Genomic DNA, 15903 nt, shown 5'->3' with positions numbered 1-15903 from the left:
TCAGCTAAACGGCAGGGGCACCATCAGCCCTCCGTCCCTTTGCAGGCGGTTCAGGCCGCGATCGATCTTAAGCTTTGAGTCCTTACCGACATTGCGGTCGTAAACTTCACCGTAATTGCCAACTTGCTTGATAATCTGATAGGCCCAGTCTTCGCGCAGGCCCAGCGCCTTGCCGTAACCGGGCTCAACGCCAAGCAGACGCCGAATGGCCGGATCTTCGGATTTAAGCATCTCATCGACATTGTCACGGGTGATGCCCAGATATTCGGCGGTGATCTGGGCCTGAAACACCCATTTGACAATATCAAACCACTGGTCGTCGCCGTGACGCACGGCAGGCGTCAGCGGGTTGGCTTCGTCATTGGCTGCAAAGATCACATAGTCATCGGGATTTTTCGACTGGGTCGCCCGCACCGAATAGAGCGACGACGCATCGGTGATCAAAGCGTCGCACCGGCCAGAGAAAAACGCCTGACGCGTTGCCGAAACATTATCGAAAATGACGGGTTTGAGGTCGAGTTTCTGCCGCCAAGACACATCGGCAAAGATCACTTCGGTGATGGAGCCGGTCTGAACGCACACCGACGCACCCTTGATGTCAGCCGGTTTGGTCGCACCTGTGGCCGCCCGCACCATAAAGCCGGTATAGTCATAATAGTTGGGAAAGGTGAAATTGACGCCATTGGCATCACGCGCCATCGTCCACGTCGTCGTGCGTGGCAACAGGTCGATCTCGCCCGTCTGCAAGGCTGTAAGGCGCTGCTGGCCGGTCAGGGGCACAAAGCGCGCCTTATCCTGATCGCCCAGAACGGCCGCCGCCACTGCCCGGCACATGTCGATATCGAGCCCGCGCCAGTAACCTTTGTCATCAGGCAGAGAGAAACCGGCATTGGCCTGAGACGCGCCGCAGGACACATAGCCATGCTTTTGCACCGTCGCCAAGGTCGATCCGGCCTTACCCGCCGGCGCGGCATCATTTACCGGCTTCGGCGCCGGCGAACAGGCCGCCAATGCGCCCACCACCCCGATAATGGCTAATCCCCTGCGCCTCATCGGATCACGCCGCCGCGCTATCTGAGGCATCCACAGCCGCATTGAGATGTGCGAACAGCACCTCCAAATCAGCCCACAGATCGGCAGGATCTTCGAGCCCAACTGAAATGCGCAGGATCAGGCCCTCCTCTTTCCACGGCACGGCCACGCGATCGGGCCGGATGTCCATCGGCACAATCAGGCTGCGCGTGCCGCCCCATGACGCCCCGATCGAAAAAGTTTTAAGCGTATCGAGGGCGGCATCGACAGCGGCATTGGCTGCGGGTTTCAGCACGACCGAAAACACGCCGGAGGCACCAACGAAATCGCGCTTGAAATATTCGTGTCCAGGGCAGGACGTTAGCGACGGATGCAGAACACGTTCCACCGACGACAAACCAACCAAACGCTCGGCAAATTCGGTAGACACCTTGCCCATATGGGTAAGTCGCACGCCCATAGTCTGCATCCCACGCAGGGCCAGCGCACAGTCATCGGGCGAAACCCCAATCCCGATCATGCGGGTCGTGGCCTTAAGCGCGCGGTGAAGTTCGACGTCGCGCACGCTGATCGACCCCAGCAATATATCGGAATGGCCACCGACATATTTAGTCAGGGCTTCCATGACAAAATCAGCCCCATGCATCAGCGGCTTGAACAGCAGCGGCGTCGCCCAGGTATTATCGGCTCCGACCAGCGCACCTTTGGCATGGGCGGCAGCAATGATGGCCGGAATATCCTGAAACTCCATCGTGGTGGATCCGGGGCTTTCCATCCACACTAATTTGGTATTGCCCTGCATCAGGTCGGCCACTCCGGCCCCGATCATCGGGTCATAGACTGTATAGTAAATACCGCGCGGCTTCAGGTAGTTCTCGCAGAACCCGCGTACCGGCGGATAGGCCGTGTCGGGGATCAGCACATGATCACCGGGCAGCAGCACCGTCAGGAAGACGATGGTAATGCCCGCCTGACCTGATGGAACTATGACGGTACGGGTGCCGCCTTCTAGGGCCGTCAATTGCTCTTCCAGAGCCTTGGTGGTCGGCGTGCCGTGCAGGCCGTAGGTATAGCCGTCCGGTCCGCGATATTTGCGGTTGGCATAGGCCTGGGCATCGTCAAACACGATGGTCGAGGCCCGGTACGTCGGCACGCTCAGAGATTTGAACCCTTCCATATTGGGTTCCGGCGGATGCACAACGCGCGACAAATCTTTCATTTCAAGGCCTCAGACTATTCGGCTCAAGCATGAGCCGTTATTTCAAAAAAACAATCATATTGCGGTAACGGCGGCGGGCGTGCTCAAGGGGAAGAACCGCCGCCGTTACCGTCCGCCCGGAGAACCACCCCTGGTAAACTCCGTGCAGTCAGGATTACTTTGGACACTGCGCCATGATCGGGTTGCCCTCAAACGCGGCCTTTACGAACGGCAGGCTGTCGGGCAGTGAACCATTGACCGCACCGGAATGGCTGAGTTCGGGATAGAGCTTCGTCACCACGATAGAACCCTCAGAGCAGGCATCTTTCGCCAAAGCCAGTTGTGCGGACGAAGGAACCTCGGCATCCTTGCCGCCGATACCTAAGAAAAGCGGGCTTTTGAATTTTAGAAGCGGATATTCCAGCTTTGTCAGAACCGGTGACATAGCGGCATTATAGGCCTGCGCTCTGAACGTAGTATCGCGCGTCAGCATGGCTCCGCGAATATCGGCTTCAAGGCGCGTATTACAGACGGATTTGGCCTGCTCAAACAGTGGCAGCGCTTCGGGCGATATAATGTCAGCCCCCTTGAGATCAGGCTGAGTTTGCTGGGCCATTAACAGGCCGTAGAACATGTAATAGATGGTCGGATCAGCCGCCTTTGCCGCCTTAGGGTCGACTTTCCCACCGACCGGCCCAACCTGCAATGACTGGCCGAATTTATAGGGCGTGCCGGTCGCGACCGTGCCGCGGATGTCCAGTTCGGGCGCGTAAGTCGGCGCATAGGCTGCCGCCGCCACCGCCGCCTGACCGCCCTGAGACTGCCCCACAATCACGGTTTTCGGCGACAGAACCGGAAAGCCGCGCTGGGCGGCACGAATGGAGTCCAGCACACTATAGGCCTGCGGACGAGCATTGACGTAAGGATGCGGACCAGGTGTCCCCAGCCCCTGATAATCCGTGGCGACAATGGCATAACCTTCTTTGAGCCACGTATTGAGATAGGCATTGTCACGCGCTGACCGCCCGGCTAGCGACGGTGCGCAGACATCAGCCATGCCGACCGTGCCATGCGCCCAGGCAATGACCGGCCAGCCACCGTCGGGGGCCTTGCCTTTAGGCAGGAAAACCGCACCGGACACCGCCACGATATCTTCGCCGTCCACGCCATCCTTTGAAGTATAGAGAATACGATAAGCCGATCCGGCCTGGCTCAGGCTCAGGCTTGATTCCAGAGCCTCCATCGCTACCATCCGGCCTTCGTGACCGGGCACCGGACGCGACCAGCTATAAAACGCCGGTACGCGGCCATCACCCTGAGCTATATCAGTATGGGCGTGCAACACCGCATCATGGGCGACAGCACCTTGCGCAAAAAGCGAAGCTATTACAGCCAGTTTAGAGAATTTTCCCGCAATGCGCTTCATGGTCAGCCCCTATCCCGTTTGTGACGATAAGATGACCATGTCGGCTTTCGGGTAGAAACACAAATGCCGGATTAGCAGAACTCTATGCCTAAACCTTATACTATTTGGGCATGAGCGTGCGGTTGTAGGAGCGTGCCCTGAGCAAGGCCCCGACGAAGCGGTTGACGACCTGCGCCTTCTGAGTGTCGGGCCGGAACAAAAGGTAGGAGCGGAAATAGATTTCTGGCTCAAACGGCTTCAGGATCAGCCCACGCTCAGGAAAGCCTTCGGCGGCCACCAGATTTACAATCCCGACCCCGACACCCGCCAGCACCAAGGCGCACACCGTCAGGGCATAGGGGGTTTCGACCACGACCTGCGGCTTGACGCCCGCCTCATCGAATATGGTCGTCAGTTGCGCCCGCAGACGGTCTTCGGGTGACAAAGCGATAAACGGTAATCCGTCCAAATCTTCGGGCCGGATAATATCCTTATCCGCCAGAACATGCCCTGGCGGCAAAGCACAGACGGCGCGGAAATTCCCGAACAGACGGTGCTCAACCCCTGACAAATCAACCTCTTCGGCCGCCAGTCCAATATCAAACTGCTGATACATCACATAGTCGCGAACCGTCGCCGACGACAGCACCTGTAAGGTTATGGCGACATCCGGATGAACCTGGCGAAAGGCATGGATGGCCCGTGGCACCAGCGTAGACCCTAAGGCGGCTTGCGAGGCAATACGGATGGTCCCTAAGCCAAAATCGCGGATACGTGCCGCCGATGAGCGGATACGATCAAGGCCAATGAAGCTGTCATTCACGTCGCGGAAAAATAAAATACCTTCGGGTGTAGGGACAAGACGACCCTTGACGCGGTCAAACAGGAAAAAGCCGAGATTATCCTCCAGTTCCGCCACGGCACGACTGACGGCCGGCTGAGTGATTTGCAGAAGCTCCGCCGCCCGCGACGCCGAACCGCCCATCATGACGGCGCGGAATATCTCCAACTGACGTATATTCATCGGGGTTTTCACCAGCTACAACAGTAACCCATAACATTTAGGTATAGACCTTTGCGTTTCTGTCAATTGTGTTTCTACGTTTCCTCCCGCAGTCTCTTTTTATGACGTTTTGATAAAACCAAGACGACACCTGAGTGACACAAACAATTAGTCAACATCAACAGAGTGAAACACCACGAAGCGTACCAATTTTGGCTATTTCATAGCAGGGGATATACTATGAAACGCAGACCTGTAGAGTATAAACGCTTACTTCTTGCCTCTTCGATTATCGGCGTCCTGACGGGCAGCCTGACTATATCGGCAAACGCACAAGAGACCACATCCGAAACTTCCGAAGTGACCGAAGTCGTTGTGACCGGCTCGCGCTTTGGACGGGTTGTCGCCCAGTCGGCCACGCCGATCGACCTGATCCGTCAGGAAGACCTTGAGCGCGTAGGCTCACCTGAGCTTAAGGGCAAGCTGCGCACCCTGGTGCCGAGCTTTTCGATCACCAATAACTATGCGGCGGGCGTCAATGATTTCATGGCCAATCCGTCCTTGCGGGGCCTGTCGACCGGCCACGTCCTTTTGCTGCTGAACGGTAAGCGCCGAGTAACGTCGGCCACCGGCGGCGGCGATGTCGCCTACGATATCAATGCAATCCCGTCGATTGCCCTGTCGCGGGTCGAAGTTCTGCGTGATGGCGCCGGCGCTCAATATGGCTCCGATGCCATTGCGGGCGTCATCAATCTGGGGCTGGACGACACGACCGGCTTTAAGGGTGAAGCCCGCTACGGCGAAACCTCAAAAGGCGACGGGGAAGCCATTGATATCGGCTTAAGTTACGGCCTGCCGATCCTGACTGACGGCGTGCTTCGCGTCTCCTTCATGCACTCGGATCACACCAAAACCGACCGTGCCACACCCGATACCCGCCAGCAGTATTTCGGCTCAAATGGCACCCGTACACCGTCTGCCAATTACGGTTCCGGCACGGGTCTTACCCCATCGAACGGCACGCTGGATCCGCGCGAAGCGACCATAGATCGCAACATGTGGGTGTCGAACGACCCGGAGTATATCAACAACGCCCTGTTTTTCAGTGCTAAACTGCCGGTGAGCGAAGGCATCGAAGCCTATAGCTTCGGCGGCATCAACAAACTCACAGGCAATAGCTACAATTTCTTCCGTCGGGCCGGTCAGGACGAAACCGTGCGCTCTATTTATCCGGACGGCTTCCTGCCGCTTCAGATCATCGAGATGGAAAACCACGCCGCCGCCGCCGGGATCAAGGGCGATGACCTGTTTGGCTTTAGCTGGGATCTGTCGGTCAATTACGGCAAAAACCAACAGGACTTTGGCTACGAAAATGCCGCCAACGTCTCGCAGGGTGCAGCCTCGAAAACCACCTTCTATCGCGGTCAGTACGCCATCGACCAAACCTCGTTCAACTTTGATGTCACCCGCGAAATTGAAATGGGCGCCAGTCCGCTGAAATTCGCAATGGGCCTCGAATACCGTGAAGAGAACTACAATACCTCACCCGGTGAACCTGACTCATATGCCTTTGGGGGTGTCCCCATTCTCGATGGCCCCAATGCCGGACGCCCGGCACCGGCCGGCGCTCAGCCCGGCGGCGGCATCCGTCCGGATGATGCCCTGGATGGCAGCCGCGATTCCAAAGCGCTCTATGTCGAACTGGACAAGACCTTCTTCGATCGCTGGCAGGTGATTGCGGCCGGCCGCCACGAGGATTTCTCCGACTTTGGCTCGACCACCAATTACAAAATGGCCAGCCGGTTTGAAATCAACGATCATCTGGCCCTGCGCGGATCAGTGGGCACGGGTTTCAGAGCCCCATCTCTGGCTCAGTCCTATTTCAGCCGCACCAATGTCACCTTCATCAACGGTCTGCCGGTGCGGGTGCGCGGGATTTCGGTCTATGATCCGGTCGCGCCGCAACTGGGCGCCCAACCATTAAGCCCGGAAGAATCCGAAGATGTATCCGCAGGCATGGTTTTCCGTTTCGGCAGCTTTACCGGCGCGATCGACTATTACAAGGTTGAGGTCACCGACCGGATCGTTTCGTCCTCCACGTTTCAGGGCGGCACCTTATCAGCCTTCATGGCCGCCAACGGTCAGCCCGATGTGGTCGGCGTGACCTTCCTGACTAACGCTGTTGACACCACGACCGAAGGCATCGACCTCACCGCTCAATACCGTCAAGACCTCGGGACTTGGGGAGCCTTAAGTGCAACGTTTGCGGCGAATTTCAACGAAACTGAAATCGACCGTATTTCCGGTACGCCGCCGCAAATCACGGCGCTCGGTATCAATACCACCCTGTTTGATCTGACGCAGCAGGTCACCCTGACCGATGCACGCCCTAAGGATAAACAGACCCTCGGCCTGAACTGGAAGCGCAATAAATTCAACGTCGCACTCACCGCTACCCGCTACGGTGAAGTCTCGGAAGTGTCTCTAACCGGTAAAACTTTGGCGCAGGTCAACGCGCTTCTGCCCGCGGGTAAGTATGACACAACCCTGGTTCAGACCGGATCGACCTATTCGATCATCCAGACCTACCAGTCTGATATCGTTACCGATCTGGATGTCACCTATGCCGTCACCGACCATGTGAACCTGACGGTAGGCGCGTCCAACATTTTTGATGCTTATCCGGAAAAGCGCATTGCCTCAACTGTGGCGTCAGTGGCGACAGGCACCAACGGCGCCGATAATGCCGGCACCCTGCCCTATTCTTACATAGCCCCCTATGGCACAGCCGGGCGGGTCGTCTACGCCAAGCTGTCAGTGAAATACTAGCCCATTAACGGGCAGGTGCCCTCGGACACCTGCCCGTTAAGGCCTACTCCCCGGGCCATGCACTTGAGCCTGCCTGAATAGGCATCCCCTCTCCCCCATTGCTCAAAAGCCTGCCGGACATTCCGGCAGGCTTTCTTTTGGGCGTGACATAGCAGGGACTTTATTTGGCCGTGATGGTTTTCAGTATCCGGGTCACAAAGGCTTCGCCCGCTTTCAGTGACGCCACCGCCACGCGCTCATCATCGCCGTGAATTCCTGTTGTAGACGCGGCATCGGTCGGCATGGGTTCGATGCCGTAGACAGGCACCCCGCGCTCGCGCCACGGCGTGGCGTCGGTTGAAGCGACCAGCAGGGTCGGTACAACCGTGACCTTGGGCCAGGTTGCCTTGGCTGACGTCTCGATCGCCCGGAAAAGATCAGTGTCAATTGATGACGGCCTGATCGCAGACCGCCTGCGGAACCGCTCCAACGTTTCTTGCGGCGGCAAGGTGCTGATGATTTCAAAACGTGCCGCCTGATTATCAATGACTTGTTCCAGTTCACGGATAAAGGTCTCAACGCTTTGGCCGGGCAACAGACGCGCGTTCATGACGGCCTCTGCCGTTCCCGGAATGACGTTTGGCTTGATGCCTGAATTAATCATGGTGATCACCAGTGTATTACGCAGCAGCCCCTCCGTCCCCCAGCCTCCTTGATCAGCCGCCAGCAGGGCCTGACTGGCCTTAAGCTTGTCGTCGGGAGTGGTGGCCGCCAGCAGCGCGTTAATGGCCGCGGCCTTTTCCGGGGAACTGACCTTGGCACTGGCCTTAAGATAGGTTGCAGTTTCTTCAGACAACACAATCTCGGTCTGGTGCGCCTGTAGTTTCATAAGCGCCGTGATCAATTGACCGTTGGCGGTCTGATCCAGCGGCAAAGGGCGGGATGAATGACCGGTCGGGCCGCTGGTCTTAAGCCTCAGATTAAGCGTCAGCTTATCGGCCCGCGATACGGTCAGTTCGCGCACGACACCATCTGGATCAAGCCGCGTGCGTCCGCCTTCGTTCAGGCAGAACTCGGCATCAATTTTGTCCCAATGGTTCTGCGCCAGCCACCCCGTATTGTACTGACCCTGCTCCTCATCCGCTTCGGCCAGAAAAATGACATCGCGTGTCCGGGTACCACGGGCCTTGGACAGAGCGATCATGGCCGCCGCAAACACCGCGACATCGCCTTTGTTATCGAGCGCCCCGCGGCCGTAAATAAAGCCATCCTTTTCGACTCCCATGAACGGATCAACGCTCCAGCGCGCGGCCTCAGCCGGCACGACATCGGTATGGGCGGCGATCAGCACAGGCCGTTTTGAACCATTCCCTTTCAGCCGTGCAATAAAATGGGCCGCCTTACCATTAGGGGCCAATATAATCTCATTGGGAATATTGTGCTGATTAAACAGGACTTTCAGATAATCAGCTACCGAACGCGTATCGCCCGGCGCATTGACCGTATCAAAGCGGATCAGATCTTTCAAAAGGGAGACCACATCGACCTTCCCGGTCTGAGCGCGCGCGGCCCTGTTTGTCAGAGGATAGGCCATAAGCCCGCTCGCAACTGAAGCCAGCATAAATCTTCGGTTCACAACCACAATAACCTCCTGCACGTCTTGTTAAGCCCGTCAGAGTAACAACGCGACCATACGAAACAATTGCAGACAAAGCATTTATCTATAAGCTGATGTTATATTATCGCTTACTCATTCGCATCAAAACGCGTCAAAGAGGCTCAACTTAGATTTTCACGACAACCATGTGGACAAGGCGTCTACTGACACGACCAAAACAGGCGTCGAATTTGAAGAAATGCCAGATGTATACAAATGGCATATTGCGCTACTTACTTACCCGCCTGCCAACTTCGATCCGGCGCGGAGATATGCAGCTATCGTCGTGGCGCACCCGAATGCTGGCGTAAAGAAACAGGACAGCGAACATTATCCCGACCACTGATCGTCCTCAACGGCCCCGATAACGCAAAGCCTCGACCACGGCGGTGAGCGCGGGCGAGTGGCGGCGGCTGGGGTAGTAGAGGTGATAACCGGAGAAGCGGTCGCACCAGTCTTCGAGCACCCGGATCAGGCGGCCCTCGGCGACGTGCACCAAAACCGCGTCTTCGGGCACATAGCAAAGGCCCAGACCGTCGAGCGCGGAATTAATACGCAGGGCGAGATTGTTGTAGACCAGTTGCCCGTCGACCCGCACCTTGACCTCACGCCCATCCTTCTCGAATTCCCAGGCAAATAATCCGCCATAGGTCGGCAGACGCATATTGATGCAGTTGTGGCCCGTCAGCTCCTGCGGCGTCTGTGGTCGTGTACGCTCATTAAAATAGGCTGGAGACCCCACCACGGCCATGCGCATGTCCGGCGCGATCCGCACCGCGATCATGTCCTTGGCGACTTGTTCCCCAAGCCTGACCCCGGCGTCGAAACGCTCCGCCACGATGTCGGTCAGACCGTAGTCGACGATGATCTCGACATTGACCTCCGGATGGTCGCGCAGGAAGGGCGCGAGTGCCGGCTCCAGAACCGACACCGCCGCGTGTTCTCCGGCGGTAATCCGAACGGTACCGGCCGGGCGATCACGAAGGGCCGTCAGCGCCTCAAGTTCCGCCGTAATTTCTTCCAGCCTCGGTGCCAGCGTACGCAGCAGGCGCTCACCCGCCTCGGTCGGCGAGACGCTGCGGGTTGTCCGCGTCAGGAGCCGAAAGCCCAACCGGTCTTCCAGTGCCCGCACGGTCTGGCTCAGAGCGGACTGTGAGACACCCATCTTTGCCGCCGCACGGGTGAAACTCTGTTCGCGCGCCACCTGAGCAAAGGCGGCAAGATCGTCGAAACTGGGCGTCGGCATTCATTAGCCTCCCTAATAACATCATCCCGATTATAGCGGCTAATCAAATTTGTCCAGCGTGTTTAGTTTAGGGGCCTCGGGGGATCGTGAGCGAAAAGGATAAGGACATGCAGACCAGAACGCTTGGCACCCACGGCCTCAAAGTGTCCGCGCTCGGCTTTGGCTGTATGGGGTTGAACTTCGGCTATGGCACAGCGGTGTCAAACGACGAAGGCATCGCACTGATCCGTCAGGCGGTCGAACGCGGCGTGACCTTCTTCGATACCGCCGAGGTCTATGGCCCTTTCACCAACGAAGAGATGGTCGGCGAGGCCCTGCGCCCGGTGCGTGACAATGTCGTCTTCGCGACCAAGTTCGGCTTCAACATCGTGGATGGGAAGCAGGCCGGGTTAAACAGCCGCCCAGACCATATCCGCACCGTCGCCGATGCTTCGCTAAAGCGCCTCGGTGTCGAAGTCATCGACCTCTTCTACCAGCATCGCGTCGATCCCGACGTGCCGATCGAAGATGTCGCGGGGGCGGTGAAAGACCTGATAGCCGCGGGCAAGGTTCGGCACTTCGGCCTGTCCGAACCCGGTGCCGCTACGGTGCGCAAGGCCCACGCCGTACACCCCGTTACGACCTTGCAGAACGAATATTCGCTGTGGACGCGCGGCCCTGAGACCAATGGTATTCTGGAAACCTGCGAGGAACTGGGCATCGGCCTTGTCGCCTATAGTCCGCTCGGTAAGGGCTTCCTGACCGGCGCTATGTCAAAGGACACAACAATCGCCGAGGGTGATTTTCGCGCCAGCCTGCCGCGCTTCACGCCCAAGGCCATGCAGGCCAATCAGACCCTGGTCGATCTGCTGAGACGCATCGCGGAGACAAAAGCCGCGACGTCGGCCCAGATCGCCCTCGCCTGGCTGATGGCGCAGAAGCCGTGGATCGTGCCGATCCCCGGCACGACCAAGTTGCACCGCCTTGAGGAAAATCTGGCCGCCGCCGAGGTCGAGCTGACGCCCGCCGACCTTGCCGACATCCAGACCGCCGCCGCCGGCATCACGGTCGAGGGCGACCGTTACCCTGCCCATCTCATGACGACGGTGGGCCGCTGAGATGCAAAACGTCACCCTCAATAACGGCCTCACCACTATGAGAGACCAGACCATGACCGACCAGCCCCCGACAGCCGTTTCACCTCATCGCCGCCAAATCCTGTTCGGTGCCGCCGTCGCAGGCGCCTTACCGCTGCTCGCGCCCACCGGAGCGCAGGCGGCGACGGAAAGCATCAACCGTTCTGATCGTCGCAAACTCGGCACGCTGGACGTCTCCGCCGTCGGGATCGGGGTGCAGAATATGAGCCGAACCTATCAGACCACAATCCCCAGCCGTCCGGAGATGCACAACATCATCCGTAAGGCCTTCGACAACGGCGTGACCTTTTACCATGCCGCCGTAGCTCAGTGGTAGAGCGCATCCTTGGTAAGGCTGAGGTCGGAAGTTCAATCCTTCTCGGCGGCACCACGAAGGCCCGACCCCTAAAGGGTTCGGGCCTTCTTCATATAAAATCAAAATTTCGGATAGTGACGTTTCGAAGCGGAACATTGTGCGGATTGCCCGGCGATTACGTGTAAAATCCGTGCAGTCACGTTCACCTGACGCTCTCCAATATAGACAGCGGTTTAAGGGCGCAACAACCATTGCCGCGAATATAAATCTCGCTTAATTGCGTAAAAACAACGCTGAAATAATTCTAATTTTTAAAATTCCGGCTTAAAATTAGCGTTCAGCCAAACTCTCATGACTTGCCCTTTTTCCAACTGAACTTGTGATAAATCGAACGGATCGAGACGCTCAAGAAAATCTTCGAAGCTGTCCGCGATAACTTCATTTCGGTCAACCTCGTGATCCCAAAAATAGATTTTATGGTCAAATACTCCAAGGCAAATAAAATTTCCGGCGTCATCATCTGCAATAGGGATTAGATCGTCTGACAGACCGTCAACAGATTGCGCCGTTTCTAAAATATCTGAGGCCGCGATAAAACTGCGAACTCCTATCGAATTGTTCGTACCGCGCAATACATTCTCTGGAGGGGTTACACCATCGTGCACCCCAATAAATTTCTGGTAACCGTGCGGCAACTCTCCGTAAGTTTCAGTGAGCCTTGCAAGTGTTGTTGACGAAGCCGGTTTCGCTTGTGGCAGAGTTAGCGACATTAATTAAAACCTCCATTTCTAATGACCGCAGCCCCAGTATGGCGCACAGAATTATGGACTTTATGGGATCAGTTGCATTGTAACCCGATCTTCTATGCGGCGCCTAACGTGAGCAACTTGGCACTATATGGCCAACCGCGGTATCGCAAAACTTATGAAACTTGGTGACTGGAACCCCATCGGCATTAACTGTCTTTTTCTACGGCTCCATTACCGCAGCGCAGCATCGCCCTTATTGATCCCTTATGCCTTAAGGCTGATGGTATCATTCTGCCTTTATGTGTTTGCAGACAAAGGATGACGCCATGAGCCAGCCCCTATCGGACGAAGACAAGCGCGCCCTGTTTGAAAAGCTGGATCGCGTGCTCGACGAGATTGGCACGCGCCCGGTGGAATATGCGCGGGCCTGCACCTATGTTGAAAAGCTGGTCACTGAACGCGCTGGCGACAGCGATGACGCCAGCGGCCTGATTGACATGACCGAACGCGAAATCGCGGGCATCCTGTCCGGACACCGCGCGGCCTGAAAACGTGTTGAATGGCTTATAGTGTAAGGGTTACAAATACTGATGCCATTTAAGGCATATCCCGCGCCATTGTGGCACGGTCACACCCGCTAATCAGCGGTGCTCGTGATCCTGCATCCAGGGTAGCACTACGAAAGCGACAAAGCACGCAAGCATTATCGCAGTGGCGGTCAGGCCGACAAACGCTTCCATTTTAATCCTGCCCTACTTCTGAAATCCGATTCCCAAGCGTAAGATATTGCCGCCCGGAAATCATTCGCCCCATAGGTTTCAATGGGGACTTATATAAAAAGTTAATAAATTCTTAATCGCATAGCAAGACATATCCGCATCACGAATCGTTGACGCGGTGCGGTAGGGCAAAAAAGACACTAAATTCGCGCAAATGGCGAATTATTTCACCACTGTTACGTCACCCACACCTTAACGAAGTATAATGCTTTACCCGTTACAGTAGCAGCCCGTGGATGGAACCGGCTTTTAGCCCAAAAATAAACGATTAGGCATAGCCCGATGGTCATATTCCCCAAGCTGAACTTATTAAGGCCTAAGACATGTAAAGCTCAGCCGGTCAGCGCCCGTCAGGAGATGGTTTACGTACTGATCTTTTGCGGATTGGCAGGCCTTGGCGTCTATCTTGATCTGTTTCGCCGGTTTGTAGACCTTGCCCATGAGACTCAGACGGCATGGACCAATGCCGGCGCGCTGATATTTCTGGCCCTGCTCATCTGTGGGTACGTGCTGTCGCACCGGCGGGCCGTAGCGCTCAAAGCGGCCCTTGAAAACCGCAATGCCGCCGAAATGCGTCTGAATGAGATGGCGGCCTTTGACGCCCTGACCGGCCTGCCCAACCGGCGCACCCTCAGTGTCGATCTGAACGAGGCTCTGGAGGCCCGTTACAGCGACCATAGCCATGTCGGCCTGATGATGATCGACCTCGACCATTTCAAGCCTGTTAATGATACCCACGGCCACCGTGCCGGCGATATCCTGCTCCAGATGGTTGCTGAGCGTCTGGGCGCAGGGTTGCGCGACGATTCGCAGCTATATCGTACATCGGGTGATGAATTTGCGGTGCTGTTTAAAGTCACTGACACCGATACCCACGAAGATGCCGCCTTACGTTTATTACAGGCGTTTGAGACGCCGTTTGATCTTAATGCAGAAAGTGCTTCGCCACCGTGCCATCTGGGCGTGAGCATTGGCATCGCCGTCGCCAGATGCAACGACAATCTCAGCGGCAGCGATCTTTTGAAGCGGGCCGACATGGCCTTGCACCGCGCCAAGGACGATGGCCGCGGGCAAATCAGATATTATGATCAGGATATGGACGCCCGCATTCAGGCCCGCGCCACGCTGGAATCCGACATGCGTCAGGCCATTCGCAACGGCGAAATCAAAGCCTATTATCAGCCGCTGGTGACGCTTCTGACCGGCGAAATCGAAGGCTATGAAGTGCTGGCCCGCTGGCACCATCCGCACGCCGGTACAATCGCGCCGTATGTCTTTATATCCGTGGCTGAGGATATGGGCCTGATTGATCAGCTCACCTTGCAACTTTTGGGGCAAGCCTGCCAGGACGCGCAAGTCTGGCCCGACAGCGTATATATTTCGCTCAACATCTCTCCCAGCCAACTCAAGGATCACCGGTTGTCGAAGCAGATTCTGGCCGTACTGAAAGACAACGAGATTGCCCCGTCCCGGCTTGAGGTCGAAGTGACGGAAAACGCGTTGGTTCAGGATTATGACACCGCCAAACTGATCCTGCTGGCCCTCAAGCACCAAGGGGTGCGCATAGCCCTCGATGATTTCGGCACCGGCTATTCCAACCTCAACCACCTGCGTGAACTGCCGTTCGATAAGCTTAAGATCGACTCGTCCTTCATCATGGGGGCGCAGCGCCGTCCTGAGGACCGCAAAATTGTCGAGGCGATCCTAAGTCTGTGCAAAAGCCTTGATCTGGCGACCACCGCCGAAGGGATCGAAAACTTCGAGACCGCCCATTGGCTATCGGAGCAGGGCTGCAAGACCGGTCAGGGCTTCCTGTTCGGTAAGGCCATCACCGGTGAGGAAATCACCGTCAACGGTTTCTGTGACGATCAGATCGAGGCCCTGCGCATTGCCCTGTCGGCCCTGATTGCCGCCGATCCGGAAAAATCGGCCCTGATGACCGATGGCCGCTTTCCGGCTTTGCTGGCCAGATAATTATTAGAGCGAAATGGATCATTTCGCTCAGGCCGCCATTGAGGCGGCGGCCAAGGTGGCAGAGCCACCGCCCGGCGAGGGACTAAAGTAAGCTACCTTGGGCCGGATCATCTGGGTCTTTGGGGCCCGCGATCGCCAAACCACCACGCCAGCGCGGTCGAAGCGCTGAACGTTACCGCATTGACGAAGGTAATCACAATCTCTTCGCGGATCGCCGCAGGCAATCGCGCCCCCAGAGCCGTAAAGAACAACAGGCTGAATACCCCCCAGATCAGCACCGTGAGTGTCGGCCGCACCAAAGCGCGCACCGCCTCAACCCACACATAGCCGCCGTTCAGTTTCGCCTCAGCCGCAACCGATGCCTCAAGCCCGGCCCAGCGTCCTTCGCTGTCGGCGTGCTCTAACGCCTGTCCTGCCTGCCGGGCCTGCGCGTCCGACTGCGCCCCTATCAGCCTCAGATCATGCTCCCAGCGGTCACGGTCATGGGCGATATCCATAGCGCGGTCTTTGCGTTTTTCGCGCAGTTCATAGATGCCGATCAGGCGGCTAAGCCCCGATCCCACCGCCCCGAACACCCCGCCCAAAGCCCCGGCTCCACCAATCATATCCAACATCGTCATG

13 protein-coding genes and 1 tRNA gene are annotated in these 15903 nt (G+C 57.0%); 6 read left to right on the top strand and 8 right to left on the bottom strand.

What is annotated here, in order from left to right; genetic code table 11:
- From PQU98_RS15015 to PQU98_RS15000, 4 genes are all read right to left on the bottom strand, one after another.
- Entirely contained in the window at positions 1-1083 is a 1083-nt protein-coding gene (locus PQU98_RS15015) for an amino acid ABC transporter substrate-binding protein (RefSeq protein ID WP_272745772.1), read from the bottom strand.
- Positions 1058-2251, bottom strand: coding sequence for a cystathionine beta-lyase (metC, locus tag PQU98_RS15010; protein ID WP_272745771.1), 1194 nt, complete (start codon positions 2249-2251; stop codon positions 1058-1060). The genes PQU98_RS15015 and metC overlap by 26 nt, the downstream gene beginning before the upstream one ends.
- 154 nt (positions 2252-2405) lie before the next feature.
- Entirely contained in the window at positions 2406-3656 is a 1251-nt protein-coding gene (locus tag PQU98_RS15005; RefSeq protein WP_272745770.1) for an alpha/beta hydrolase, read from the bottom strand.
- A gap of 100 nt (positions 3657-3756) precedes the next feature.
- Positions 3757-4659, bottom strand: a complete 903-nt coding sequence (locus PQU98_RS15000) for a LysR substrate-binding domain-containing protein (protein WP_272745769.1) — start codon at positions 4657-4659, stop codon at positions 3757-3759.
- Between the two features lie 219 nt (positions 4660-4878).
- Here PQU98_RS15000 and PQU98_RS14995 point away from each other — a divergent pair, with 219 nt between their 5' ends.
- Positions 4879-7467: a TonB-dependent receptor plug domain-containing protein gene (locus tag PQU98_RS14995; RefSeq protein WP_272745768.1), complete on the top strand. Its 2589-nt coding sequence runs from the start codon at positions 4879-4881 to the stop codon at positions 7465-7467.
- 160 nt (positions 7468-7627) lie between these two features.
- On the opposite strand, the gene PQU98_RS14990 is transcribed toward PQU98_RS14995, so the two are convergent.
- Together PQU98_RS14990 and PQU98_RS14985 are read right to left on the bottom strand one after the other, a co-directional pair.
- Positions 7628-9040, bottom strand: coding sequence for a M20/M25/M40 family metallo-hydrolase (locus tag PQU98_RS14990; protein ID WP_272745767.1), 1413 nt, complete (start codon positions 9038-9040; stop codon positions 7628-7630).
- A 415-nt stretch (positions 9041-9455) separates the two neighbouring features.
- The gene (locus PQU98_RS14985) at positions 9456-10349 is read right to left on the bottom strand and encodes a LysR family transcriptional regulator (protein WP_272745766.1); all 894 of its coding nucleotides are present in this window, start codon (positions 10347-10349) and stop codon (positions 9456-9458) included.
- Between the two features lie 107 nt (positions 10350-10456).
- Between PQU98_RS14985 and PQU98_RS14980 the strand changes: the two genes are divergently transcribed.
- The 3 genes from PQU98_RS14980 to PQU98_RS14970 all read left to right on the top strand — a co-directional run bounded on the left by PQU98_RS14980 (position 10457) and on the right by PQU98_RS14970 (position 11855).
- Complete coding sequence (locus PQU98_RS14980) at positions 10457-11446, top strand: aldo/keto reductase (RefSeq protein ID WP_272745765.1); 990 nt, start codon at positions 10457-10459, stop codon at positions 11444-11446.
- Positions 11447-11498: 52 nt separating this feature from the next.
- On the top strand, positions 11499-11801 hold the full coding sequence (locus tag PQU98_RS14975) for a hypothetical protein (RefSeq protein WP_272745764.1): 303 nt from the start codon (positions 11499-11501) through the stop codon (positions 11799-11801).
- Positions 11781-11855: transfer RNA gene (locus PQU98_RS14970), tRNA-Thr, on the top strand. Before PQU98_RS14975 ends, PQU98_RS14970 begins: the two co-directional genes overlap by 21 nt.
- Positions 11856-12091: 236 nt before the next feature.
- Here the strand turns inward: PQU98_RS14970 and PQU98_RS14965 are convergent.
- On the bottom strand, positions 12092-12550 hold the full coding sequence (locus tag PQU98_RS14965; RefSeq protein WP_272745763.1) for an SMI1/KNR4 family protein: 459 nt from the start codon (positions 12548-12550) through the stop codon (positions 12092-12094).
- Positions 12551-12855: 305 nt separating this feature from the next.
- Here PQU98_RS14965 and PQU98_RS14960 point away from each other — a divergent pair, with 305 nt between their 5' ends.
- Together PQU98_RS14960 and PQU98_RS14955 are read left to right on the top strand one after the other, a co-directional pair.
- Complete coding sequence (locus PQU98_RS14960; protein WP_272745762.1) at positions 12856-13077, top strand: hypothetical protein; 222 nt, start codon at positions 12856-12858, stop codon at positions 13075-13077.
- A 588-nt stretch (positions 13078-13665) separates the two neighbouring features.
- Positions 13666-15282, top strand: coding sequence for a putative bifunctional diguanylate cyclase/phosphodiesterase (locus PQU98_RS14955; RefSeq protein ID WP_272745761.1), 1617 nt, complete (start codon positions 13666-13668; stop codon positions 15280-15282).
- Between the two features lie 107 nt (positions 15283-15389).
- Here PQU98_RS14955 and PQU98_RS14950 read toward each other — a convergent pair whose 3' ends face one another.
- Positions 15390-15902, bottom strand: coding sequence for a hypothetical protein (locus tag PQU98_RS14950; RefSeq protein WP_272745760.1), 513 nt, complete (start codon positions 15900-15902; stop codon positions 15390-15392).
- Position 15903 lies beyond the last annotated feature (1 nt).

Source organism: Asticcacaulis machinosus (assembly GCF_028550435.1).
In the GTDB taxonomy this organism is placed as follows: Bacteria; Pseudomonadota; Alphaproteobacteria; order Caulobacterales; family Caulobacteraceae; genus Asticcacaulis; species Asticcacaulis machinosus.
This window is presented reverse-complemented; position numbering and strand designations above follow the sequence as displayed.